This window comes from Lentzea sp. (assembly GCF_036380075.1).
GTDB lineage: Bacteria > Actinomycetota > Actinomycetes > Mycobacteriales > Pseudonocardiaceae > Lentzea.
Genome location: NZ_DASVFL010000179.1, coordinates 1 through 22833, shown reverse-complemented (window position 1 = coordinate 22833; position 22833 = coordinate 1). Strand labels below are relative to the sequence as shown.

The window sequence follows — 22833 nt, the reverse complement described above, 5'->3', positions numbered from 1 at the left end:
GACGACACGAAGCATGCCTTCGGAAGCTAGGGGCGCGTTGACAACGTCGTCAACGAATGTCCGATCTTTCTGTCTCGACGTGTCCGGCGTGGTCGTCCCAACAGCCGGAAAACGCACTCCATCCGGCGGCACGCGTTAGTGTCGGAAGCATGCAGACCTGGTCATCGATTCCTGTGCCGCGGGTTCCGGGGGACCCCCGCCCGCTGCGGCTGTTCGACACGGCTACGGGCGAGGTTCGCCCCACGGCTCCAGGAGACACCGCCAGGTTGTACGTCTGCGGCATCACGCCGTACGACGCGACGCACCTCGGCCACGCCGCCACCTACCTGGCGTTCGACCTCGTGCACCGCGTGTGGCTCGACAACGGGCACAACGTGCACTACGTCCAGAACGTCACCGACGTGGACGACCCGCTCCTGGAACGCGCGCTGCGCGACAAGGACGACTGGGTCGTGCTCGCCATGCGCGAGACCGCCCTGTTCCGCGAGGACATGGAGGCGCTGCGCGTCCTGCCGCCGCAGGACTACGTGGGCATCGTCGAGGCCATCCCCGAGATCGTCGAGGTGGTCGCGAAGCTCCTCGCCGACGGCCACGCCTACCGGGTGGACGACGACGAGTACCCGGACGTCTACTTCTCGCACGACGCCACGGGCCGGTTCGGCTACGAGTCGAACTACTCGTCCGAGGAGATGCTGCGGCTGTTCGCCGAACGCGGCGGCGACCCCGACCGCCCCGGCAAGCGCCACCCGCTCGACGCGCTGCTGTGGCGGGTGAAGCGCCCCGGCGAGCCCTCCTGGCCGTCGGAGCTGGGTGAGGGCCGCCCCGGCTGGCACATCGAGTGCAGCGCCATCGCCCACAACCGCCTCGGCATGGGCTTCGACGTCCAGGGCGGCGGCTCCGACCTGATCTACCCGCACCACGAGTACTCGGCCGCGCACGCCGAGGCCCAGACCGGCGAGCACCCGTTCGCCCGCCACTACGTGCACGCGGGCATGATCGGCCTCGACGGCGAGAAGATGTCGAAGTCGCGCGGCAACCTGGTCTTCGTCTCGAAGCTGCGCGCGGAGAAGGTGGACCCGAACGCCATCCGCCTGGCCCTGCTGGCGGGCCACTACCGCTCCGACCGCCCCTGGTCGGACGCCCTGCTGGACGAGGCGCTGACCCGGCTGGACAAGTGGCGCCGCGCGGCGTCGCTCGACTCCGGACCGTCCGCTGTGGACACCGTCACCCGGCTGCGCGACCACCTCGGGAACGACCTGGACACCCCGCGTGCGCTGGCCGCGGTCGACGCTTGGGCCGACGAGGCGCTGGCGGGTGGCGGGGCGGACAAGCACGGCCCTTCGCAGGTTCGCACGGCGGTGGACGCGCTTCTGGGCGTGGAGCTCTAGCTCGTTCGGTGTGGGGCGCCAGGGCGGTGCCCCACACCGCCACGCGGTTCAGGGCCCGGACGTGGAACCGCCCCCGGGGCGGAAGCACCGGGGGCGGTTCGTTCAGCGGAGCGGCGATCAGACGTCGAGCGTCCAGCTGTTCAGCGTGCCGGTGTCGAGGAACGCCGCGTCACGCACGCGCAGCGTCCAGGTGCCGTTCGCGGCCTCCGAGGAGAGGTCCTTGGTGTAGGTCTCGTTGATGTTGTCGGCCGAGCCGCCGGTGCGGTTGTGCAGGTTGTAGACCGAACCGTCCGGTGCGACCAGGTCGACCACGAGGTCACCCTTGTAGGTGTGGGTGATGGCGACCTTGATCGACGTGGCGGCCGACGCGTTGCCCGCGCAGCCGGAGACGACGATCGTGCTCGTCACGGTGCCCAGGTCCGGGATGGACGCCGGGGTGGAGTTGGTCTTGGCGTCGCAGTTGCCGCCGACCGGGTTCACGACCCACGAGAAGGTCGTCGAGGCGGTCTTGCCCGCGGCGTCGGTCGCCGTCGCGGTCACCGAGGAGGTGCCCGCGGTGGTCGGGGTGCCGGAGATCGCGCCGGAGGACGAGGCCGACAGGCCGGCCGGGAGGCCGGTGACGGACCAGGTGTACGGCGCGGTGCCGCCCGAAGCCGAGAGCTGCAGCGACGCCGGCGTGCCGACCGTGGAGGTCTGCGTGCCGGGGTTCGTCACCGACGGGGTGCCGGGCTGGCCGCCGCCCCACAGCGTGTAAAGCAGCTTGTTCGGGGTGTTGGCGCCGACGTTGGTGATCTTGTTGGGGGTCGAGGCCGCGTCCAGGCCCGACCAGACGGCTGCGGGGGAGTCGGTCGGGTGCGTGGCGAGCCACAGGGCCGCCGCGCCCGCGACGTGCGGGGTGGCCATCGAGGTGCCGGAGATGTTGTTCGTCGCGGTGTCGTTGGTGTTCCACGACGACACGATGTTCTGGCCCGGCGCGTAGATGTCCGTGCAGGAGCCGTAGTTCGAGAACGAGGCGCGCGCGTCGGTGTTCGTCGACGCGTTGACGGTGATCGCCTCGGTGACGCGTGCGGGCGAGGTGCTGCAGGCGTCGGTGTTCGAGTTGCCGGACGCGATCGCGTAGGTCACGCCGGAGGCGATCGAACGACGCACGGCCGCGTCGAGGGTGGAGTCCGCGCCGCCGCCGAGCGACATGTTGGCGACGGCGGGCTTCACGGCGTTCGCCGTCACCCAGTCGATGCCGCCGACGACGCCGGCGGTGGTGCCGGAGCCCGAGCAGTTCAGGACCTTGACGGCGACGACCTTGGCGGCCTTCGCGAGGCCGTACTCCGCGCCCGCGATGGTGCCGGCGACGTGCGTGCCGTGGCCGTTGCAGTCGGTGTTGTTGCCGTCACCGGAGGTGTTGGTGCCCCACGAGGCGCGGCCGCCGAACGTGGAGTGGGTGGTGCGGACACCGGTGTCGATGATGTACGCCGTCACGTTCGACGCCGTCGTGTCGTACTGGTAGCTGCTGCTCAGCGGCAGGTCGCGCTGGTCGACGCGGTCCAGGCCCCAGGACGGCGGGTTCTGCTGCACGTCGAACATGCGGATCTGCGCGTCCTGCTGGACGAACGCGACCTTCGGGTCCGCGGCGAGCCGGGCGGCCTGCTGCGCCGACATCTTCACCGAGAAACCGTTGAGCGCGTGCTGCCAGACCTGGCCGACCTGGCCGCCGTACTTGCTCGCCAGGCCCGGCGCGGCGGCCCTCGACGCCGTGTCGGCCTTCAGCGAGACGATGTAGCTGTCCTTCACGACGTCGGCGCGGTCGGCGCCGAGAATCGTCCCCACGTTTTCTTGAGCTGACGCGGCGGGCACCACGGCGACGGCCAGACACACGGCGGCCGCGGCGGTGAGTCCCATACCCAAGACTCTTCGCATTGCAGGGTTCTCCCTCGTGCAGGGAACAGGGTGACCAGCACGGTAGACCTGCGTCGCAGGTCAGAGGGATACGCCGTCGGATGCGAACTCTTGACAGATTTGATGTTTCGTGAAAGTCCGATTGGTCGCTCTGTGTCACGAAATAGACCGAGCGGACGCATTTCCACGCCCTATATCAACTTTCACGCCGAGAGATCCACCCTCGATCGGCCCTACCGACCGGTAGGCAGCACGACATAGCGTCGCCCAAACGGAGGAACGAACTGATCGGGCAGTTCGACCGCCTGGGGACGCCAGTCATCCGGTGTCGTGCGAGCTGTGTTGCAGCACAGCTGATCTCCTCATCGCGGTTGCCCGGTCCGGCGTTACACCGGCCCTGCACGAAACCGAAGAACAAGGAGAACTGCCTATGAAGCGCATGGCTGTCGCGGCTGTGGCCGTGCTGACGGGTGCACTCGCGACGACGGTTTCCCCTGTCGCCGTCGCCGCACCGCACCCGTCCGCCGACCTGCTCGCCGCGATGCAGCGCGACCTCGGACTGGACGCCCGGCAGGCGGCGGAGCGGCTGCGTCAGGAGAGCGCGGCCACGGTCCTGCAGCGAGTGGCGGAGGGTTTCGCCGGTGACAGCTACGGCGGCGCGTGGTTCGACGCGTCGACCGGCAAGCTCGTCGTCGGCGTGACCGACACCGCCAAGACCGAGAGGCTCCGCCAGCTCGGCGCCGAGCCCCGCACGGTCGCGCACAAGGCGAGCGACCTCGACGCGGCCAAGGCCAGGCTCGACGCGTCGCAGGCTCCCGCCGAGGTCACCGGCTGGTTCGTCGACACCAAGGCGAACGCGGTCACGATCACCGTCAAGCGCGGTCAGTCGGCCGCCGCGAAGTCGCTGGTGGACAAGGCCGGCGCGGTCGCGAAGGTCGTCGAGACCGACGAGACCCCGCGCCTGCTCAAGGACATCCGCGGCGGCGACGCCTACTACATCAACAACGCCGGACGGTGCTCCGTCGGCTTCGCGGTCGACGGCGGGTTCGTCTCCGCTGGTCACTGCGGTTCACCCGGTGACACCGTCGCCGGAGCCGACCGGTCCGCGCTGGGCGAGTTCGAGCAGTCGTCCTTCCCGGGCAACGACTACTCGTTCGTCCGCGCGAACTCGTCCTGGACGCCGACGCCGAACGTGAACCACTACGGCGGCAGCGACGTCGTCGTGTCGGGTCACGCCGAGGCGGCCGTCGGTGCCTCGATCTGCCGTTCCGGCTCGACCACGGGCTGGCACTGCGGCGAGGTCCAGGCCAAGAGCCAGACGGTGAACTACCAGGAGGGCTCGGTCAGCGGCCTCACGCGCACCGACGTGTGCGCGGAGCCCGGTGACTCGGGTGGCTCGTGGGTCAGCGGCACGGAGGCGCAGGGTGTCACCTCGGGTGGCTCCGGCGACTGCACCAGCGGCGGCACGACCTACTTCCAGCCGGTCAACGAGATCCTCGACGCCTACGGCCTGACGCTCACCACGGGCTGACGCGCCGAACGGCGAGGGGGTGCTTCCGCCGGAAGCTCCCCCTCGCCGTCGTTCACGAAGACCGTTCCTCGAGCCACTTCTCGCGGTGCCCGCGCCACCGGTCCAGCAACGTGCCCATCTCGGCGTGCATGAACCGGAAGAACTCGCGCGTCTCGTCCAGCCGCGCCCCCGCCTCGGTGTCCGCGCCGAGCGAGTCGACGCCCTCGCTGAGCACCTCGTCGATCAGGACCAGCATCTGGTCCTTGCGGAACGTCGTCTCGTACCAGACGTTGTCGCGCATGCGGAACACGTCGCGGCGCGATCCCGGCTCACGTTCGCGGCTGACGATCTGGACCGTGGTCAGGTAGCGCACCGCGCCCGACACCGCCGCCGGACTGATCTGCAGCAGGTCGGCGATCTCGGCTGCGGTGAGCCGTCCCGAGTCCGTCGTCAGCAGCGCCGCGAGGATGCGAGCCGGCATGCGGGGCACGCCGACGTCCGCCAGGATCCCGCCGAACCGTTCGACGAACTGGCTCACCGCCTGCGTGTCACGCTCCGTAGCTCTCGTCACGGCGGCATCATCCCCTTTCGTCAGCCGATCGGGCAAAATTTACGAGCTTCACGAAGTTGTGAAACGAGTGTAGCTTACCGGCCATGACATCTGCGATATCCGTGTCGGGCCTGGTCAAGACCTTCGGCCCGACGCGTGCGCTGGACGACCTGAACCTGGACGTCCGAACCGGTGAGGTGCACGGCTTCCTCGGCCCGAACGGCGCCGGCAAGTCGACGACGATCCGGATCCTCCTCGGCCTGCTGCGTGCCGACTCCGGCACCGCGCGGCTGCTCGGCGGCGACCCGTGGAAGGACACGGCGGCGCTGCACCGCCGCCTCGCCTACGTCCCCGGCGACGTCAACCTCTGGCCCAACCTGACCGGCGGCGAGGTCATCGACCTGCTCGGACGGCTCCGCGGCGGCCTCGACAGGAGCCGCCGCGCCGAGCTCCTGGAGCGCTTCGAGCTCGATCCCCGCAAGAAGGGCCGCACCTACTCCAAGGGCAACCGGCAGAAGGTGGCGCTGGTCGCCGCCCTGTCGAGCGACGTCGAGCTGCTCATCCTCGACGAACCGACCTCGGGCCTCGACCCGCTGATGGAGGCCGTCTTCCAGTCCTGCGTCAACGACGAACGCGAGCGCGGCCGCACAGTGCTGCTGTCGAGCCACATCCTCGCCGAGGTCGAAGCACTGTGCGACCGGGTCAGCATCATCCGCAACGGCCACATCGTCGAGACCGGCACGCTCGCCGACCTGCGGCACCTGACCCGCACGTCGATCTCCGCCGAGCTGGCCGCCCCGCCGAACGGGCTCGCGTCGCTCGACGGCGTCCACGACCTGGTCGCCGAGGGCAACCGGGTCAAGTTCGAGGTCGACTCGGACAAGCTCGACCCCGTGCTGAAGCAGCTGGTCTCGTCCGGCGTGCGCACGCTGACCTCGCAGCCCCCCACGCTGGAGGAGCTGTTCCTGCGCCACTACGAGGACGCGAAATGATCGGCACGCTCCCGCTGGTCCGGCTGGCGCTGCGCCGGGACCGGGTCCTGCTGCCGGTCTGGGTGTTGTTCCTGGTCGGCGTCACCTACTCCACGACGACCGCGCTGGAGGAGCTGTACGGGTCGGCGCAGTCGCGGGCCCAGCTCGGCGTCACCGCGAACGCCAACTCCGCGTTCCTCGCGATGCTCGGACCGCTGCACGACTGGTCGTCGCTGGGCGGCCTGGTCGTGTGGCGCTGGGGAGTGTTCTCCGGCCTGTTCATCGCGATCATGGCCTTGCTGGTCGTCACCCGGCACACGCGTGCCGAGGAGGAAGCCGGCCGCACCGAGCTCATCAGCGCGGCGGTCGTCGGCCGGCACGCGCCGCTGGCCGCCGCGGTGGTCGTCGCGGGCGGCACGAGCCTGCTGATCGGCGTGCTCCAGGCGGTGGTGCTGATCGGCAAGGACCTGGACGCGGCGGGCTCGTTCGCGTTCGGCCTCTCCACCGCGAGCGTCGGACTCGTGTTCACCGGCGTCAGCGCGTTCACCGCGCAGCTGTCGGAGAACTCCCGCGTGTCCAACGCGCTCGCGGGCGGGTTCCTCGGCCTGACCTACCTGTTCCGCGCGGCGGGCGACGCGGCGGGGGAGTCCGGTCCGCAGTGGCTCACCTGGCTCTCGCCGATCGGCTGGACCGAGCAGGTGCGGTCGTTCGGGGACAACAGGTTCTGGGTGCTCGGCATCGCGCTGGCGGCGTTCGCGGCGCTGGTCGGCGTCTCGGCGTACGTCGTCACGCGCCGCGACGTCGGGCTCGGTCTGTTCGCGACCAGGCTCGGCCGGCCGGAGGGCACGATCGGCACACCGCTCGGACTCGCGTGGCGGCTGCAGAAGGGCTCGCTGATCGGCTGGTCGGTCGCGCTGTTCGTGGTCGGCGTGATCTACGGCAGCGTGGCGCAGGCGGTCGGGCAGATGGTGCAGGACAACCCGACGCTCGGCCAGATCGTGCAGCAGATCGGCGGAGCCGACGCGATGGTGGACGCGTTCTTCGGGACCGTCACCCAGCTGCTCGGGCTGATCTCGGCGATCTACCTCGTCCAGGCGGTCCTGCGGCTGCGGTCGGAGGAGACCTCGTTCCGCGCCGAGCCGCTGCTCGCGACCCCGGTCTCGCGCTGGGGCTGGGCGGCGTCGCACGCGGTGTTCGCCCTGGTCGGGGGCGCGGTCGTGCTGGCGTTCGCGGGACTCGGGCTGGGCCTGGTGTACGGCCTGCAGATCGGCGACGTCGGCGGTGAGCTGCCGAAGTTGCTCGGCGCGGCACTGGTCCAGCTCCCGGCCGCGTGGGTGGTCGCGGGCGTGGCGCTGCTGTTGTTCGGGGTGTTCCCGCAGTTCACGGGTGTGAGCTGGGCGGTGGTGTCGGCGTCGCTGGTGATCACGCTGCTCGGCCCGGCGCTGCGGCTCGACCGGTGGGTGATCGACGTGTCGCCGTTCAGTCACGTCCCGAAGTACCCGGACGTCACCTTCGGACCGCTGGCGTGGCTCACCGCGGTGGCGGTGGTGCTCCTGGTTGCGGGCTTCGCCGGGTTCCGGCGCCGCGACCTGACCACGTGACGACGGCCGGCACGAGGACGAGCAGCGCCGCCGGGACGAGGAACCCGAGCAGCGGGTGCGACTGGTAGAGCGGGACGAACGCCAACGGGGCCGAGGCGGCGCCCATGAAGCGCAGCGACTGCACGACGCTGACGCTGCCACCCCTGTTGGCGTTCTCGCTCTGCAACACCAACGCGTTGATGCTGACCAACACGCCCTGCGCCGCCGCACCGGTCAGCGCCCACGCGATGACGACCATCGCCGCGAACGGCGAGGTGCCCGCCGCGGCGATCAGCGCGCCACCGACCGTCGAGCCGACGACGACCATCGTGGTGGCACCGAACCGGTCGATGGCCTTGCCGATGTGCCGCGCGGTCAGGAACCCGACGATGCCGAACCCGGTGAGCAGCAGCCCGCGTTCGCCGGCGCCGAGCCCGAACACGTCGTCGAGCCGGAACGCCACGAGGAACGACAGCCCGCCCAGGCAGCCCCAGCCGACGAACGCGATGAGGGCGGGCCTGATCGTGCTCGGCACGAACGCGCTGCGCAGGCTCGCGTCCCGCTCGGGTTCGGCCTCGGTCTCCGGCACGCCCAGCACCGCCAGCCCGACGGCCACCACGGCGATCACCACGAATGCCAGCCGCCAGTCGACCTCGGCGGTGAGCCCGCCGACGAGCGGCGCGGAGGTCTGCCCGGCCGCCTGCATCGACCCGAACAGCCCGAGCGCGCGCCCGAGCTTCTCCTTCGGCGTCGACGCGGCGATCACCGCGAGCAGCACCGGCGTGGTGAACGAGTTCGCCGCGCCCTGCAACGCCCGCGACGCCAGCAGCACCTCGAACGTCCACGCGCCCGCGGCCAGCAGGGACGTGACGGCGTAGGCCACGTAAGCGATCCGGACCGTCCGTTGTGGACCCCAGCGTTGCGCGAACGTGCCGGACACCAGCATCAGCACGGCGAACGGCACCAGGTAGGACGTCAGCGTCGACGCCGCCTCACCCGGCGATCGGCCGAAGCTGTCGCCGATCTCGGGCAGGATCGACGTCGTCACGGCGCCGCCGAACGGCCCAATCAAGGCGCCGGCGTACAAGCCGGCGCGTGCCAAGCGGCCCACGGACACCTCCGCCGCTCACCCTAGTGGGGGAGCGGCGGCGATGGTTGCCTGAGCTAACTTTTATTGGCGCGGGCCTGCCGACGGCCAGCCAGGACCGCGGCCGCGGCGGCGCAGGTACCGCTCGAACTCCGCGGCGATGTCGTCCCCGGAGGCCTCGGTGATCTGCATGGCCGCGTCGCCGCGCTCCTCCAGCGCGCGCACGTAGTTGCGCACGTCCTCGTCCTCGTCGGCCATCTCGCTGACCGTGCGCTCCCACTCCTCCGCCTGCTCCGGCAGCGCGCCGAGCGGGACCTCGATGTCGAGGACCTCCTCCACGCGGTGCAGCAGGGCCAGGGTGGCCTTGGGCGACGGCGGCTGCGAGACGTAGTGCGGCACGGCGGCCCAGAAGGAGATCGCCGGGATGCCCGCCTGCACGCACGCGTCCTGGAACACGCCGACGATGCCGGTCGGACCCTCGTACTTCGAGTGCTCCAGGCCGAACTTCTCGGCGGCGTCCGCGTCGTAGGCGGTGCCGGTGACCGGCACGGGACGGGTGTGGGGCGTGTCCATCAGCAGCGCGCCCAGCGTCACGACGGTCGTCACCCCGAGGGCGTCGATGTGGCCCAGCAGCTCGGCGGCGAACTTGCGCCACCTCATGTTCGGCTCGATGCCGTGCACGAGGACCACGTCCGCGGACGAGCCGGGGGGCCTGCACACCGACAGCCGCGTCGTCGGCCAGTCGACCCTGCGGGTGACGCCGTCGACCATGCGGACGGTCGGCCTGGTCACCTGGAAGTCGTAGTAGTCGTCCGGGTCGATCTCGGCGAGCGGGGTGGCGTCCCAGGTGAGTTGGAGGTGCTCGATCGCCGTGCTGGCGGCGTCACCGGCGTCGTTCCACCCTTCGAAAGCGCAGACCATGATCGGGCTCGTGAGCGGCTGGCGCGGGTTCGAGGGGGTCGGGGATTCCTGGGACGGATCGTTCACGGCGCCAGACTACGGCCTCGCGCGAGCAAGTCATCGCAGGCTTGGCCCATGCGTGGTCGCGGAGCGTCGCCGTCGCGGGACGCGCTGGTCAACCGCGTGACGATCACCGGCCACGCCCGCGAGCCGCCCGGCCGGAACGCGTATCGTGGGCACCGGGAAGTCCACGGACCGCGGCCGGCTCGCCGAAGCGCCGGCCTGGCACCGGCACGAGCGGGTCCGCGAGGGCTCCCGCTGCACCCGGAACAGTCCACCGACGCCTTCGTGGCGCACCACCCGGAGGCGAAGTACTTCGATGTCTGACTTGCAGGCCGTGCTGTGGGACATGGACGGCACGCTGCTCGACTCCGAGAAGCTGTGGGACATCCCGCTCTACGAGTACGCGGAGAAGCTCGGCGGCACGCTGTCGCTGGAGACCCGTGAGCGCATGGTCGGCACGAACGTGCCGACGACGATGCGCCTGCTGTTCGCCGACGTCGGCCTCGACCCCTCCGCGGAGGACCTGGTGGACGGCGCCGCGTGGATCTCGCGCCGCACCGAGGAGGTGTTCCGCGCCGGCCTGCCGTGGCGTCCGGGCGCCCAGGAGGCGTTGCGCGCCGTGCGTGCGTCGGGCGTGCCGATGGCGTTGGTGACGTCGACCGAGCGCGCGCTGACCGAGGTGGCGCTGGACACGATCGGCCGCGACCTGTTCGACGTGACGGTGTGCGGCGACGAGGTGGACGGGCTGAACAAGCCGCTGCCCGAGCCGTACCTGAAGGCCGCGCGGTTGCTCGGCGTGGATCCCGTGGAGTGCGTGGCGGTCGAGGACTCGCCGACCGGTGTCGCCGCGGCCGTGGCCGCCGGGTGCACCGTGCTGGTCGTGCCGTGCGACGTCGAGGTGCCAGCGGGGGAGCGGCGGGTGTTCCGCGACTCCCTCACCGGCGTCGACCTCGACGTGCTGAAGGCGCTCTAGACAGTCTGCGAAGCGGTCACGCGCTCGGCCTTGGCCCTGCGCGTGGCCGGGTCCACCAGCAGGCCGAACACCACGCCGATGCCGACGTAGAGCGTGGCCAGCTGGGCGAGCGAGCTGAGGCGGAACTGCCACAGCACCGCCACCGGCATGTCCGCCGGGATCGTGTCCGGCGGCGCGGGGAACGCCACGAGCACCACCGCGACGGCCGCGACCACCGCGAGGAGCACACCGGTGACGCGCACCGGCTGCGACTGCGCGCGCAGCTGCTCGGCGAGCCGGCTCGCTCCCCACACGATCGCCAGGCCGGCGACGACCACGCCCAGGTACAGCGCGGTCCGGTAGTCCACGGTGTCCGGGTCGCCCACGGCGGGCGGGTTGGCCGGGTACTTCAGCCACGGCAGCAGCGCCACCGCGCCGAACACCGCGACGCCGAACGCGAGGCTGCGGCTGAACGGCGTGCGGTCGGTGAACCAGCGCTTCGACAGCGCGTAGGCCGTGGCGAACACCAGGCCCACCGCGATGCCGACGATCACCACGCCGAGCATGCCGCCCGCGACCTGGGCGCCGCGGCTGACCAGCTCTTCCTCACCGTGCGAGTGCGCGTGACCGTCACCTGCGGGTTCCCGCGCCTCCTCGACCGCCAGGGCGGCGCGGATGGGGATCTCGGTGACCAGGAGCTGCACGAGCGCGGAGGCGGCACCGGCGATGCCGCCGGCCGCGATCCCGCGCAGTGCGATCGACTTGTACGTCGTCGTCATCTGCGTGATCGGCGGATCAGTGGCAGGGGACGCCGAGGGCGTGGCGGCCGTCGTGGAAGAACTCGTGCAGCAACTCGGAACCCGCGCCGAGCGCGAGGCCGTTCTCCTGCAGGACCAGGTAGGTGACGATCAGGCCGAGCAGTGAGACGGCGAAGGCCCACTTGGGCACGCGGACGGCGGACAGGCTTGCTGCGGGGCTCGTCATGACGGGCTCCTCCATACCTCGTGGAAGGTCAACTCTCCTTGCGGCGCCGCAGCCGGTCTCCTGACTCCCGGATCACCGCTCACCCCGCGTCTTCCCAGCCCCGGCGGGGACCAGTGACGTGCTCGGCGGGGGTTGCTTCCCGGTCACAGTGGCGAGGACCGCGCCGGATTTCCACCGGCTTCCCGTCACTGCGGCGCGTGCACCGTAAGTTGAGCGGCCCGCCGAGCACAACCGGCCATAAGAGTTGTTGCGTTCCTCACTTCACGAGTGGACAGTCACCACACTTCCCACCTGCGGCGACGCGGTAGTAGAGGCAACAGCTCCTGCGGCGGAACGCGACCTCGCCGGGGATCGAGAAGAATTCTCCCGCCTGTTCGAACGGCGGCGCGGTCATCAGCCGCACACCGCGCAGTTCCGCTTCCTCGGCCGTGAGCATGCCCGCGCGCACGACCATTTTCAGCGCGCCCGCGATGTTCGACATCGCGTTGCCCCACAACAGCCCGCGCGACACCGGGGTGACGTCCTGGATGGCCTCGACCACGGGCGCGAGCGCCTCGGCGGCGGGCGGGCCCAGCCGCGGCAGGTCGACGCGGACGCTCAGGCCGCCGGCCGGGTCGTGGCGCCACCAGAGGTTCTCCGGCCGCACGTCGATCGGCAGGCCGGCGGCCGTGAGCGGGCTGAGCAGCCGCGCGGTGTAGCTGAGGAAGAACAGGCTGGCCGCGACGCGCGGTTCCTCCGCTTCGTACCGGATCGCGATGGCGTCGATCGTGTTCTTGAGGTCCGGGCCCTCGAGCAGCGCGGTTCCCGGCAGCCAGGACTCGTCCGGACGGCCCACGTCGAGCGCGAAGAACGGGTTGATCCCGCGCACCCGGCGCAGCGCGGCGAGGACCTCGGCGAGTTCGGACACGGAAGTTCACGCTACTGGGTGTCCATGCAGGACAAATCACGTCCAGGGCATGGGACGGATCCGACCGCGGTGTGGACGTGGGTCCGCGGGATGGGAGGATGTCGTGTCGTGAAGACCTTCGACTCCCTGTTCGCCGAACTGACCGAACGAGCCGCCACCAAGCCGGCGGGGTCCGGCACCGTCGCAGCGCTCGAGGCCGGCGTCCATGCGCAGGGGAAGAAGGTCCTGGAGGAGGCGGGCGAGGTCTGGATCGCCGCCGAGTACGAGTCCGACGAGAAGCTCGCCGAGGAGATCTCGCAGCTGCTCTACCGCCTCCAGGTGCTCATGCTGGGCCGCGGCCTCACCCTCGAAGACGTTTACAAGTACCTCTGAAAGAGACTTCCACATGCTGCGCGTAGCAGTCCCGAACAAGGGCGCGCTCGCCGAACGCGCCTCCGCCATGCTCACCGAGGCCGGCTACCGGCAGCGGCACGAGCCCCGCGACCTGACCGTGCTCGACCCGAACAACGACGTCGAGTTCTTCTTCCTGCGCCCCAAGGACATCGCGATCTACGTGGCGTCCGGCGACCTCGACCTGGGCATCACCGGCCGCGACCTGGCCGCCGACTCGGGCGCCGACGACAACGGCTCGTCCGTCGAGGAGCTGCTGGCCCTGGGCTTCGGCTCGTCGACCTTCCGCTACGCCGGCCCCCGCGGCACGGACTGGAAGGTCGAGGACCTCCAGGGCAAGCGCCTCGCCACGGCGTACCCGAAGCTGGTGGGCCGCGACCTGCGCGCCCGCGGCATCACGGCCCAGGTGATCCGCCTCGACGGCGCCGTCGAGATCTCCATCCAGCTCGGCGTCGCCGACCTGATCGCCGACGTGGTGGGCTCCGGCCGCACCCTGCGCCAGCACGACCTGGTGCCGTTCGGCGACCCGATCTGCGAGTCGGAGGCCGTGCTCGTGCACCGCGCGAACTCCGAGCTGACGAAGGCGAAGAAGCAGCTGACGGCCCGCCTGCAGGGCGTCGTGTTCGCCCAGCAGTACCTGATGCTCGACTACGACTGCCCGCGCTCGATCCTGGACGAGGCCGTCGCGCTGACCCCGGGCCTCGAGTCGCCGACCGTCGCGCCCCTGGCCGACGAGGACTGGGTGGCCGTGCGCGCCATGGTGTCGCGCAAGGAAGCGAACCAGGTGATGGACGAACTGGCCGCCATCGGCGCCAAGGCCGTCCTGGCGTCGGACATCAGGTTCTGCCGCCTGTGATCCTGGAGCAGGCCGTCCTGGACGTCGTTCCGGGGCTCTCGGACGAGTTCGAGTGGGCGTTCGGCGAGGCGCGGTCGTTGATCAGCGCCTCGCCGGGCTTCCTCGGCCTGGAACTGCTGCGCTGCCTGGAGACGCCGTCGCGCTACCTGCTGCTGGTGCGGTGGGAGTCGCTGGAGGCGCACACCGTCGGGTTCCGGCAGGGGCCCTCCTACGAGCGGTGGTCGTCGTTGCTGCACCGGTTCTACTCGCCGTTCCCGGTGGTGGAGCACTACTCCAGCGCTCTGAGCACCTCGTCGTCGGTGGTCTGACCCCAGTAGTTCTCGCGGTTGATCCCGCCGAGAGCGAAAGAAGACCGGAGAGGCTGAGAGTCAGCGCTCCCGCACGAACAACGCCTGCGCCGACGTGCCCACCGGGCCGTCGGCGTCGTGCACCTCGCTGGTCGCCACGCCGACGCCGTCCGGGCCGATGGTCGTGCGCGCGTCCATGCCGATCCACTCGCCCGAGGGCTGGCGGTGCAGGTGCACGGTCAGGTCCGTGTTGATGGCGTACCACTTGCGGATGTCCACACGGGACGAGACGCCGCTGGCCGAGTCGACGACGGCGAACAGGCGCTCCACCGGCGAAGTCTCGAAGCCCTCGACGACGGCGACGCGCGGGCGGGCCCACACCCGGGCGTCGCCCGGCGTGAAGATGCCGCCGGACAAGGAAAGCCATTCGACGGCGGCGAGGTAGCCACCGCCCCAGTGGTCCGGGATCTCCATCGGTGCCGCCGAACCGGGCGGTGGCAACGCCTTTCCCGTGCCGCCGGCCACCGCCGTGGTGTCGGAGCCGACCATGTGCCACGCCCGCGCGGTCAGTGCCACGCGGCCTTCGCAGGACAGCGCGGCGGAGAGCAGCTCCACCGAACGGCCGGGGCGTTCGACCGAAGTGGACACCTCGAGGTCGGCCACCGGGACCGGGCCCAGCACCTCGAACGTCACGCGGGACAACGACGGCCGCAACGCCAGCAGGGCGCGGACCAGCAGGGCCGAGGGCGGGCCCAGGTGCTGGCTGTCCGGGCCCCACGGGCCGACGGTGTGCGAGGTGGAGCGGAACGCGTCGTCGCCCAGCGGCAGGTAGAAGGCGGTCATCAGTCGCGGTCCTGCAGCGGCTCGGTGTCGTCGGGCTCCGGCCAGCCCGGGTACGGCGGCGGGGTGCCGTCGAAGGCCGGGCAGAAGGCCTTGTGGTCGCAGTAGTCGCACAGGCGGCTGGGGTTCGGGCGGAAGTCGCCGGTGGGGGCGGCGCGCATGATGGCCTGCCAGATGGCGTCCAGCGTGCGCTCGAAGCGGGCCAGCTCCGACTCGTCCGGCGTGTAGGCCAGGGCCTGGCGGTCGGCCAGGTACATCAGGCGGAGCTGGCGCGGGACGACGCCGCGCAGCTTCCACAGCACCAGGGCGTAGAACTTCATCTGGAACAACGCCTTCGCCTCGCCGATCTCGCGCGGCGCGGCGCCGGTCTTGTAGTCCACGACCCGGATCTCGCCCGTCGGGGCGACGTCCACGCGGTCGATGTAGCCGCGCAGTAGGACGCCGGACGGGAGCTCGGACTCCACGAGCAGCTCGCGCGACTCCGGTTCGAGGCGGCGCGGGTCCTCCAGGCCGAAGTAGCCGTCGAGGAGCTTCGTGGCCGACGCCAGCCACTCCGCCTCCTCCTCGCCGCCGGGGACCTCGAACAGCGAGGCGAACTCCGGGCGTTCGGACTTCACGCGCTCCCACGCCGGGACGATCATCGTGCGGGCGCGGTCTGGCACGCGCTCGGCGGCGGGCAGGGCGAACAGGTCCTCCAGCACCGCGTGCACCACCGTGCCGCGCACCTGCGCCTTCGTCGGCCTCTCCGGCAGCCGGTCGACCGCGCGGAAGCGGTAGAGCAGCGGGCACTGCTTGAAGTCCCCCGCCCTGGACGGCGACAGCGCGGGCCTGCGCAACGTGGTGCTCATGGTTCGACCCTAGGACAGGGGTCTGACAATTCCGGAGGCCGCCCGTCCGGGTCACCGAACCGCGAGATCACACCCGCGGCTCTACAGTGCTCCCGTGGCCGCGCGGATCAGTGAACGGGAGAGCGGCCTGCTGCTGTTCCGGGTGGCGGGCATCCCGGTGCTGCTCGCGCCTTCGTGGTGGATCGGCTCGGCGATCGTGGTCGCCTTCTACGCCCCGCTCGTCGACGACCTGGCCCCCGGCACGCCGCCCGGCGCCGGCCTCGCCGTCGCCGCGTTGTTCGCTGTCTTCCTGGGCCTGAGCGTGCTGGCCCACGAGCTCGGCCACTGCGTCGCGGCGCTGCGGCTCGGGCTGCCGGTCAGGAGACTGCGCCTGTACCTGCTGGGCGGCCTGTCCGAGATCATGCGCACACCCGGCAAACCCAGCCACGAAGGCGTCGTGGCGGGCGCGGGACCGGTCGTGTCCATCGCGCTGGCCGTCGTCTTCGGCATCGGCGGGTTCGCGATGACGCCCGGCGGTCTGCTGTGGCTGCTGGTCGTGCAGGTGGCCGGCGCGAACCTCGTGGTCGCCATCTTCAACCTGCTGCCCGGCCTCCCGCTCGACGGCGGGCGCATCGTCCGTGCGGGTGTGTGGGCCGCGACGGGCCAACGGGCGACGGGCACGCGTGTCGCCGTGGTCGGCGGGTTCGCCGTCGCTGTGGCGTTGGTGGTGTGGGCGCTCTACGGCGTCGCGGAAGGCGCGGAAGACCGTTGGCTGCGCTTCGGCGTGTGCGTCCTCACGGCGTGGGTCGTCGTCGCCGGAGCACGCAGCGAGCTCGCGAGCGAACGGCGCCGCACCTGGCCCGCGGGCATCACCCTGGACGACCTCATCCTGCCCGTTCTCCAGCTGCCGGCGGAAAGTCCCGTCAGGGACGCGCTGAGCACCTCGGCCGGCCGGGGCGTCGTGCTGGTCAGGGCCGACGGCGTCGCGGCGGGGCTGCTCGACACCGTCGCGGCGGAGAAGCTCGCCGCCGCCAGCCCGTTCGCCCCCGCGGAGCAGGCCGCCGAACCGATCCGGCCCGAGACCGTGCTGCTCGCCGACGAGCCGGGCGAGGAGATCGTGGAACGGGTCCAGGGCACCGCCGCGTGGCAGTTCCTCGTCGTCGACCTGGAGGGGCGCCCGGCGGGCGTGCTGCGCAGGGAGGACCTGCGTGCGGCCATTGAGAAGGGCGTTTGACACCATTGCGCGGTGATTAGCGCAAGTGGACCGTTCCAGCCGGGTGACCGGGTTCAGCTGACCGACCCCAAGGGCCGGCACTACACGGTCGTCCTCGAGCCCGGCAAGGAGTACCACACCCACCGCGGCGCCATCCCGCACGACCTGCTCATCGGGCAGCCGGAGGGCTCGGTCGTCGCGTCCGTGGGCGGCACGAACTTCCTGGCGCTGCGCCCGCTCCTGCCGGACTACGTGCTGTCGATGCCGCGGGGCGCGCAGGTCATCTACCCCAAGGACGCCGCGCAGATCGTCATGTACGGCGACATCTTCCCCGGCGCCCGCGTCCTGGAGGCCGGCGCCGGCTCCGGCGCGCTGTCGTGCTCGCTGCTGCGCGCGGTGGGGGAGAAGGGCAGCGTCCAGTCCTACGAGGTGCGCGACGACCACGCGGTCCACGCGATCCGCAACGTCGAGACGTTCTTCGGCGAACGCCCCGGCAACTGGTCGATCACCGTCGACGACGTGAAGAACCACCGGGGCGAGGTCGACCGGGTCATCCTCGACATGCTCTCGCCGTGGGAGGTGCTGCCCACGATCGCGGAGAACCTCATCCCCGGCGGCGTCCTCGTCGTGTACGTCGCCACCACCACACAGCTGTCCGTGGTCACGGAGGCGTTGCGCGAGCAGACGTGCTGGACCGAGCCCCACGCGTGGGAGACGCTCGTCCGCCCGTGGCACGTCGTCGGTCTCGCCGTGCGCCCGGAGCACCGGATGATCGCGCACACCGCGTTCCTGCTGACCGCGCGCAAGCTCGCGCCCGGCGTCACGGCCCCGAAGCCGCAGCGCCGCCCCAGCAAGGGCTGAGCACCCCGAGCACGGCGACGGCCCGCACCCGCACGGGTGCGGGTCGTCGCCGTCAGGTCAGTTGGACTCGACCTTCTCGATGCCGCACACCTTCCAGTCGCCGCCCTCCTTGGTCAGCTTGTAGACGATGCTGCCCGAGGAGGTCTTGCCGGGGTTGTTCGGATCGACGAGCCCGGAGAGCTTCTGGGTGAACGTGCCGCTGCTGCCGGAGGTCTTGACGTCCGACACCGTGGCCGTCGCGCTCGGCTGGGCCTTGCCGGACTGCGTCTTGAGCTTGGGGAACTCCGCCGCGCACACGAGGTCCTTGACGTCGGCGGGGTTGCTGTTGCCCGCGCGGGCGCCCTTCAGCACGATCTCGGTGAACTCCTCCGCCACGTCCTTCGCCGCCGAGTCACCGCCGCTCGACGAGCTCTTCGACGTCGGGGCGGGCGTGTCACCGCCGTTCGTGCCGCTCTCGGCCGCGGCCGTGGACGACTTGGGCTCGTCGTCGCCGGTCAGCAGCACCGCCGCCGTGACGCCACCGCCGACGAGCACCAGGACGCCGAGCACGACCCCGACGACCAAGCCGGTCTTGCTCTTCTTCGGCGGGGGACCCCCGTACCCGCCGCCGAAGCCGGGCTGCTGCTGGCCGTAGGGCCCCGGCTGACCGGGCTGCGGCTGTCCGTACGGGCCCGGCTGGCCGGGTCCGGGACCGTAGCCCTGCTGCTGGCCGTAGCCCGGCGGCGGTGGCGGCTGCTGCCCGTACCCCGGTTGTGGCTGGCCGTAGCCGGGTGGCGGCTGCTGGCCGTGGCCCGGCTGCTGGTGCCCGTACGGGCCCGGTTGCTGCGGCGGGTAGGTCATCGAATTCCCCCGATGCGGTTGTGCGAACAATGCGACCGTGGCCCGGCCGCAAAAGGCCCCGCCGAGTTCAGCGGGGCCCTGGGCGTGCCGGAGGTCACCGGGTCGTCGGAACCTGGAAGTCCGGCAGCTTGATGTCCTTGGCGAGCGTGCAGAACTTCCAGTCGCCCGATTCCTTCTTGAACTTCACCGTGGTGTCGAACGTCTTGGACTGGTTCCCCACCGTCACGGTGGTGGAGACGCCGACGTCCGCGGTGTCGCCGGACACCTTCACGTCCTTGACGTTCACCTTCGGCGAGGGCATCTTCTTGAGCTCCTCGGTCAGCTTGCGCTGCTCCGGCGTGAGCTTCTTCTCCGCCTCCTCGGCCTCCTTGAGGGCCTCGGAGCAGGCCATCGACTTGGCCTTGCTCTCGTTCTTGGCGGCGCTCGCGGCGTAGTACTCCTCCGCGACCTTCTTGACGTCGGCCGCGTCGTCACCGCCGCCGGAGGACGACGAGCTGGACGAGCTGTCCGAGCCGTTGCCGCTGAACAGGACCGCCGCCGTGATGCCGCCGCCGACGAGCACCAGCACGGCGATCACCACGCCGACGACCAGGCCGGTCCTGCTCTTCTTCGGCGGCGGGCCGCCGAACCCGCCGGGGCCGGGCTGGCCGTAGGGCTGCTGGCCGTAGGGCTGCTGCCCGTACTGGCCCTGACCGGTCTGCGGCTGCCCGTACGGGCCGGTCTGGGGCTGGCCGTACTGCCCCTGCTGCGGGAAACCGCCGCTCTGCGGTCCCTGCTGGCCGAACGGGTCCTGCTGCGGCTGGCCGTACTGGCCGGGCTGCTGACCGTATCCGGGCTGCGGCTGGCCGTATCCGGGCTGCGGCTGCTGGCCGTGACCCGGCTGCTGCGGCGGCTGCTGCCCGTACGGCCCGCCGGGCGGCGGCTGCTGCCCGTAGGGCCCGGGCTGCTGCGGCGGGTACGTCATCGAAACTCCCCCGATGCGGATGAGGTGGTCTTTCCCAGGACATTGTCGTACTCCACCGACCGGCTCGCGGCCGAATGGGACCGGCCGACACGCGCGCGGGTGGTCGCGCACATCACTTCAAGTTTCCTTCCGGTCACGTGAAGGCCATGTCTGATAACGATTGCGGCAACTCCACCGGGATTCGAGTGCGATGCTCTGCGCTGTCGGGGTGGTCCTCCGGACGCGTCCGCGGAACCACCCGGTTGGCCGCACGCCCGCCGGTCCTGCCGGAGGCCCGCCCGCGAGCGGCCTCCGCCGAGCCCGGACGGAGTGGGTCGCGGTGCGTGACCACCGAACGGATCAACCAGTGGTCCACCTGGTGGGACGGCGGTGGATCGCCGCTCGTCCGCGCCTCGTGAACCCCACCACGCGTGTCCGCGGTCGCCCGAGGGTGGTCGCGGACGGTGGGGACCGGGCACCGGCGCAGGTGCTCCCATGACCCCCTCATCCCGGGCTTCTCGCAGGTCGGCGGCGTGTCGCGGTGCGAAACGCCGGTGGTCGCCACAGAGACGCACGGTAGCCGGTGGGCACCTGGACCTGACACCGAGATGGAGCAGCCGACCCCCGTTGGAGGCCTTGCCGTTGCGTCACACGAGCGAAGATGATGTTGTGGGTACCCCATTTTGTCGGTGATCGCCGGTACCGTAATCGGTACGAACACGGGAGGAGGGTGCCGACATGCAGCACGGTCATCCCGGCAGCCAACCCGATGAGGGTGGCGAGCTGAACCAGGGCAACATTTCTGCTGAGCTGACAGCGCAGATCAGGTTCCTCGAGGACGAGATCGCGTCGTTGCGTCGCAAGCTGACCGAGTCGCCGCGGCACACGCGGTTGCTCGAGCAGCGCTTGGCTGAGGCGACTGAGCGCGTCAGCCAGCTGACCGAGCGAAACACGAAGCTCATAGACACCCTCCGCGAAGCACGAAGCCAGCTTCTCGCGCTGCGTGAGGAGGTCGACCGGCTGGCCCAACCGCCCAGCGGGTACGGCGTCTTCATGGCGCGCTTCGACGACGGGACGGTGGACGTCTTCACGTCCGGCCGCAGGATGCGCGTCGCCGTGTCCCCCGCGGTCGAGCCGGAGAAGCTGGACTTCGGCCAGTCCGTGCGCCTGAACGAGGCGCTGACCGTGGTCGAGGCCGGCGGGTTCGAGCGGTCCGGTGAGGTCTGCGCGCTCCGGGAGGTGCTCCTCGACGAGGGAGACGGCCTCATCGGCCGCGCGCTGGTCGTCGGTCACGCGGACGAGGAGAGGGTGGTGTGGCTCGCCCAGCCGCTGCTCGACTCGCCGCTCAAGCCCGGCGACTCGTTGCTGGTCGACTCGAAGGCGGGCTTCGCCTACGAGCGGGTCCCCAAGGCCGAGGTCGAGGACCTCGTGCTCGAGGAGGTCCCGGACATCGACTACAACGACATCGGTGGCCTCTCCCGGCAGATCGAGCAGATCCGCGACGCCGTGGAGCTGCCGTTCCTGCACGCCGACCTGTTCCGCGAGTACGAGCTGCGCCCGCCCAAGGGCGTGCTGCTCTACGGCCCTCCCGGCTGCGGCAAGACGCTCATCGCCAAGGCGGTGGCGAACTCGCTGGCCAAGAAGGTGCGGGAGATCCGCGGCGAGACCGACAAGCAGGCGAAGTCGTACTTCCTCAACATCAAGGGCCCCGAGCTCCTCAACAAGTTCGTCGGTGAGACCGAGCGGCACATCCGCCTGATCTTCCAGCGGGCTCGCGAGAAGGCGTCCGACGGCACCCCGGTGATCGTGTTCTTCGACGAGATGGACTCGATCTTCCGCACCCGTGGCTCCGGTGTGTCGTCCGACGTCGAGACGACGATCGTGCCCCAGCTCCTCGCCGAGATCGACGGCGTCGAGGGCCTGGAGAACGTCATCGTCATCGGCGCCTCCAACCGCGAGGACATGATCGACCCGGCGATCCTCCGCCCCGGCCGCCTCGACGTGAAGATCAAGATCGAGCGACCGGACGCCGAGGGCGCGAAGGACATCTTCAACAAGTACCTGACGCCCAACCTCCCGCTGCACGCCGACGACCTCGCCGAGTTCGGCGGGGACCCGAAGGCCTGCATCGAGGGCATGGTGCAGCACACCGTGGAGCGCATGTACGAGGAGTCCGAGGACAACCGGTTCCTGGAGGTCACCTACGCCAACGGTGACAAGGAGGTCCTGTACTTCCGGGACTTCAACTCCGGCGCCATGATCCAGAACATCGTCGACAGGGCCAAGAAGGCGGCGATCAAGTCGCTGCTCGACACCAAGCAGCCCGGACTCTCCGTCCGGCACCTGCAGGCGGCCATCCTCGACGAGTTCGCCGAGAACGAGGACCTGCCGAACACGACGAACCCGGACGACTGGGCGCGCATCTCGGGCAAGAAGGGCGAGCGGATCGTCTACATCCGCACGCTCGTCACCGGGAAGAACCAGGACACGGGCCGCGCGATCGACACGGCCACGAACACCGGCACGTACCTGTAGGACCCGCTGTGATCGAACCGCCCCGGCTGCTTCTTGGCCGGGGCGGTTCCGCGTTTCCACCCGGCGGGGGCACCCACGGCCCTAAGATCCCGTTCAGGGGGAAACATGAGGACCGTCTGGTACCTGCTGGGTGCGTTCGGGGTCGCCGCCGCGCTGTCCTACGGCCGTGACGTGGCGGACCCGCTCGCCGTCGCGGGAACACCGGTGCCGCTGTCGATCGAGTCGATGCGGGCCCAGGCGGACCGCAGCTGCCAGCGGCCGCTCGGATACGTGCTCGGGACGCTGCAACGCGTGCGGGACCACGTCGTGGAGGCGGGCGTCACCCCCGACGCGATGATCGTCTGCAGAGTCCACGGCAACGGGTTCACCGTCTCGAAGGGCGAGGCCGGCGCGCCCGGTACCAGGTACGTCGCCGGTCGCACGGGCCTGGTCTGGGACGACGACACGAGCCTCGAG

The 22833-nt window shown here is 70.7% G+C and carries 24 protein-coding genes and 1 riboswitch; of the genes, 13 read left to right on the top strand and 11 right to left on the bottom strand.

The features are described from left to right. Positions 1–149: 149 nt before the first annotated feature. A complete protein-coding gene (mshC, locus tag VF330_RS20185) occupies positions 150–1388 on the top strand; it encodes a cysteine--1-D-myo-inosityl 2-amino-2-deoxy-alpha-D-glucopyranoside ligase (RefSeq protein ID WP_330853180.1) in 1239 nt (412 codons plus the stop codon). 117 nt (positions 1389–1505) lie between these two features. Here mshC and VF330_RS20180 read toward each other — a convergent pair whose 3' ends face one another. Then, complete coding sequence (locus VF330_RS20180; protein WP_330853179.1) at positions 1506–3284, bottom strand: S8 family peptidase; 1779 nt, start codon at positions 3282–3284, stop codon at positions 1506–1508. 427 nt (positions 3285–3711) lie between these two features. On the opposite strand from VF330_RS20180, the gene VF330_RS20175 reads away from it, so the two are divergent. Further along, complete coding sequence (locus tag VF330_RS20175) at positions 3712–4812, top strand: S1 family peptidase (protein ID WP_330853178.1); 1101 nt, start codon at positions 3712–3714, stop codon at positions 4810–4812. 52 nt (positions 4813–4864) lie between these two features. Here the strand turns inward: VF330_RS20175 and VF330_RS20170 are convergent, their stop codons facing one another. Further along, positions 4865–5362, bottom strand: coding sequence for a GbsR/MarR family transcriptional regulator (locus VF330_RS20170; RefSeq protein WP_330853177.1), 498 nt, complete (start codon positions 5360–5362; stop codon positions 4865–4867). A gap of 83 nt (positions 5363–5445) precedes the next feature. On the opposite strand from VF330_RS20170, the gene VF330_RS20165 reads away from it, so the two are divergent. Together VF330_RS20165 and VF330_RS20160 are read left to right on the top strand one after the other, a co-directional pair. Continuing rightward, positions 5446–6333, top strand: a complete 888-nt coding sequence (locus tag VF330_RS20165) for an ABC transporter ATP-binding protein (RefSeq protein ID WP_330853176.1) — start codon at positions 5446–5448, stop codon at positions 6331–6333. After that, positions 6330–7913: an ABC transporter permease gene (locus VF330_RS20160; protein WP_330853175.1), complete on the top strand. Its 1584-nt coding sequence runs from the start codon at positions 6330–6332 to the stop codon at positions 7911–7913. Before VF330_RS20165 ends, VF330_RS20160 begins: the two co-directional genes overlap by 4 nt. Here VF330_RS20160 and VF330_RS20155 read toward each other — a convergent pair. Together VF330_RS20155 and VF330_RS20150 are read right to left on the bottom strand one after the other, a co-directional pair. Continuing rightward, a complete protein-coding gene (locus tag VF330_RS20155) occupies positions 7843–9003 on the bottom strand; it encodes an MFS transporter (protein ID WP_330853174.1) in 1161 nt (386 codons plus the stop codon). The two genes, VF330_RS20160 and VF330_RS20155, sit on opposite strands and share 71 nt — an antisense overlap. Positions 9004–9063: 60 nt before the next feature. Next, entirely contained in the window at positions 9064–9966 is a 903-nt protein-coding gene (locus VF330_RS20150; RefSeq protein WP_330853173.1) for a PAC2 family protein, read from the bottom strand. Between the two features lie 48 nt (positions 9967–10014). Here VF330_RS20150 and VF330_RS20145 point away from each other — a divergent pair, with 48 nt between their 5' ends. After that, positions 10015–10266: a hypothetical protein gene (locus tag VF330_RS20145; RefSeq protein WP_330853172.1), complete on the top strand. Its 252-nt coding sequence runs from the start codon at positions 10015–10017 to the stop codon at positions 10264–10266. Continuing rightward, a complete protein-coding gene (locus VF330_RS20140) occupies positions 10259–10915 on the top strand; it encodes an HAD family phosphatase (protein WP_330853171.1) in 657 nt (218 codons plus the stop codon). The genes VF330_RS20145 and VF330_RS20140 overlap by 8 nt, the downstream gene beginning before the upstream one ends. Here the strand turns inward: VF330_RS20140 and VF330_RS20135 are convergent. The 3 genes from VF330_RS20135 to VF330_RS20125 all read right to left on the bottom strand — a co-directional run bounded on the left by VF330_RS20135 (position 10912) and on the right by VF330_RS20125 (position 12785). After that, positions 10912–11673: a CbtA family protein gene (locus VF330_RS20135; RefSeq protein ID WP_330853170.1), complete on the bottom strand. Its 762-nt coding sequence runs from the start codon at positions 11671–11673 to the stop codon at positions 10912–10914. The two genes, VF330_RS20140 and VF330_RS20135, sit on opposite strands and share 4 nt — an antisense overlap. A 16-nt stretch (positions 11674–11689) precedes the next feature. Continuing rightward, on the bottom strand, positions 11690–11878 hold the full coding sequence (locus VF330_RS20130; RefSeq protein WP_177229632.1) for a CbtB domain-containing protein: 189 nt from the start codon (positions 11876–11878) through the stop codon (positions 11690–11692). Positions 11879–11911: 33 nt separating this feature from the next. Further along, a riboswitch (cobalamin riboswitch) is annotated at positions 11912–12086 on the bottom strand. 48 nt (positions 12087–12134) lie between these two features. Continuing rightward, positions 12135–12785 carry a (2Fe-2S)-binding protein gene (locus VF330_RS20125; RefSeq protein ID WP_330853169.1) on the bottom strand — a complete coding sequence of 217 codons (651 nt, stop codon included), beginning with the start codon at positions 12783–12785 and terminating at the stop codon, positions 12135–12137. Between the two features lie 108 nt (positions 12786–12893). Here VF330_RS20125 and VF330_RS20120 point away from each other — a divergent pair, with 108 nt between their 5' ends. Genes VF330_RS20120 through VF330_RS20110 form a run of 3 tightly spaced genes read left to right on the top strand, consistent with a single transcriptional unit; the run spans position 12894 to position 14339 of the window. Then, complete coding sequence (locus VF330_RS20120) at positions 12894–13157, top strand: phosphoribosyl-ATP diphosphatase (protein ID WP_325511161.1); 264 nt, start codon at positions 12894–12896, stop codon at positions 13155–13157. Positions 13158–13170: 13 nt separating this feature from the next. Beyond that, positions 13171–14031, top strand: coding sequence for an ATP phosphoribosyltransferase (gene hisG / locus VF330_RS20115; RefSeq protein ID WP_330853168.1), 861 nt, complete (start codon positions 13171–13173; stop codon positions 14029–14031). Further along, entirely contained in the window at positions 14028–14339 is a 312-nt protein-coding gene (locus tag VF330_RS20110) for an antibiotic biosynthesis monooxygenase family protein (RefSeq protein WP_330853167.1), read from the top strand. Before hisG ends, VF330_RS20110 begins: the two co-directional genes overlap by 4 nt. 60 nt (positions 14340–14399) lie before the next feature. Here the strand turns inward: VF330_RS20110 and VF330_RS20105 are convergent, their stop codons facing one another. Both VF330_RS20105 and VF330_RS20100 read right to left on the bottom strand, forming a co-directional pair. Next, a complete protein-coding gene (locus VF330_RS20105; RefSeq protein WP_330853232.1) occupies positions 14400–15164 on the bottom strand; it encodes a thioesterase family protein in 765 nt (254 codons plus the stop codon). Beyond that, entirely contained in the window at positions 15161–16006 is an 846-nt protein-coding gene (locus VF330_RS20100) for a RecB family exonuclease (protein WP_330853166.1), read from the bottom strand. The genes VF330_RS20105 and VF330_RS20100 overlap by 4 nt, the downstream gene beginning before the upstream one ends. A gap of 94 nt (positions 16007–16100) precedes the next feature. Between VF330_RS20100 and VF330_RS20095 the strand changes: the two genes are divergently transcribed. Next, the gene (locus VF330_RS20095) at positions 16101–17219 is read left to right on the top strand and encodes a site-2 protease family protein (protein ID WP_330853165.1); all 1119 of its coding nucleotides are present in this window, start codon (positions 16101–16103) and stop codon (positions 17217–17219) included. 15 nt (positions 17220–17234) lie between these two features. Then, the gene (locus tag VF330_RS20090; RefSeq protein WP_330853231.1) at positions 17235–18059 is read left to right on the top strand and encodes a tRNA (adenine-N1)-methyltransferase; all 825 of its coding nucleotides are present in this window, start codon (positions 17235–17237) and stop codon (positions 18057–18059) included. A gap of 57 nt (positions 18060–18116) precedes the next feature. On the opposite strand, the gene VF330_RS20085 is transcribed toward VF330_RS20090, so the two are convergent. Then, on the bottom strand, positions 18117–18899 hold the full coding sequence (locus VF330_RS20085; protein WP_330853164.1) for a hypothetical protein: 783 nt from the start codon (positions 18897–18899) through the stop codon (positions 18117–18119). 94 nt (positions 18900–18993) lie between these two features. Next, positions 18994–19863, bottom strand: coding sequence for a hypothetical protein (locus VF330_RS20080; protein ID WP_330853163.1), 870 nt, complete (start codon positions 19861–19863; stop codon positions 18994–18996). Positions 19864–20580: 717 nt separating this feature from the next. Between VF330_RS20080 and arc the strand changes: the two genes are divergently transcribed. Further along, positions 20581–22377: a proteasome ATPase gene (gene arc / locus VF330_RS20075; protein WP_330853162.1), complete on the top strand. Its 1797-nt coding sequence runs from the start codon at positions 20581–20583 to the stop codon at positions 22375–22377. Positions 22378–22482: 105 nt separating this feature from the next. Next, positions 22483–22833 (top strand): hypothetical protein (locus VF330_RS20070; protein ID WP_330853161.1); only part of this gene is annotated, 351 nt, incomplete at its 3' end.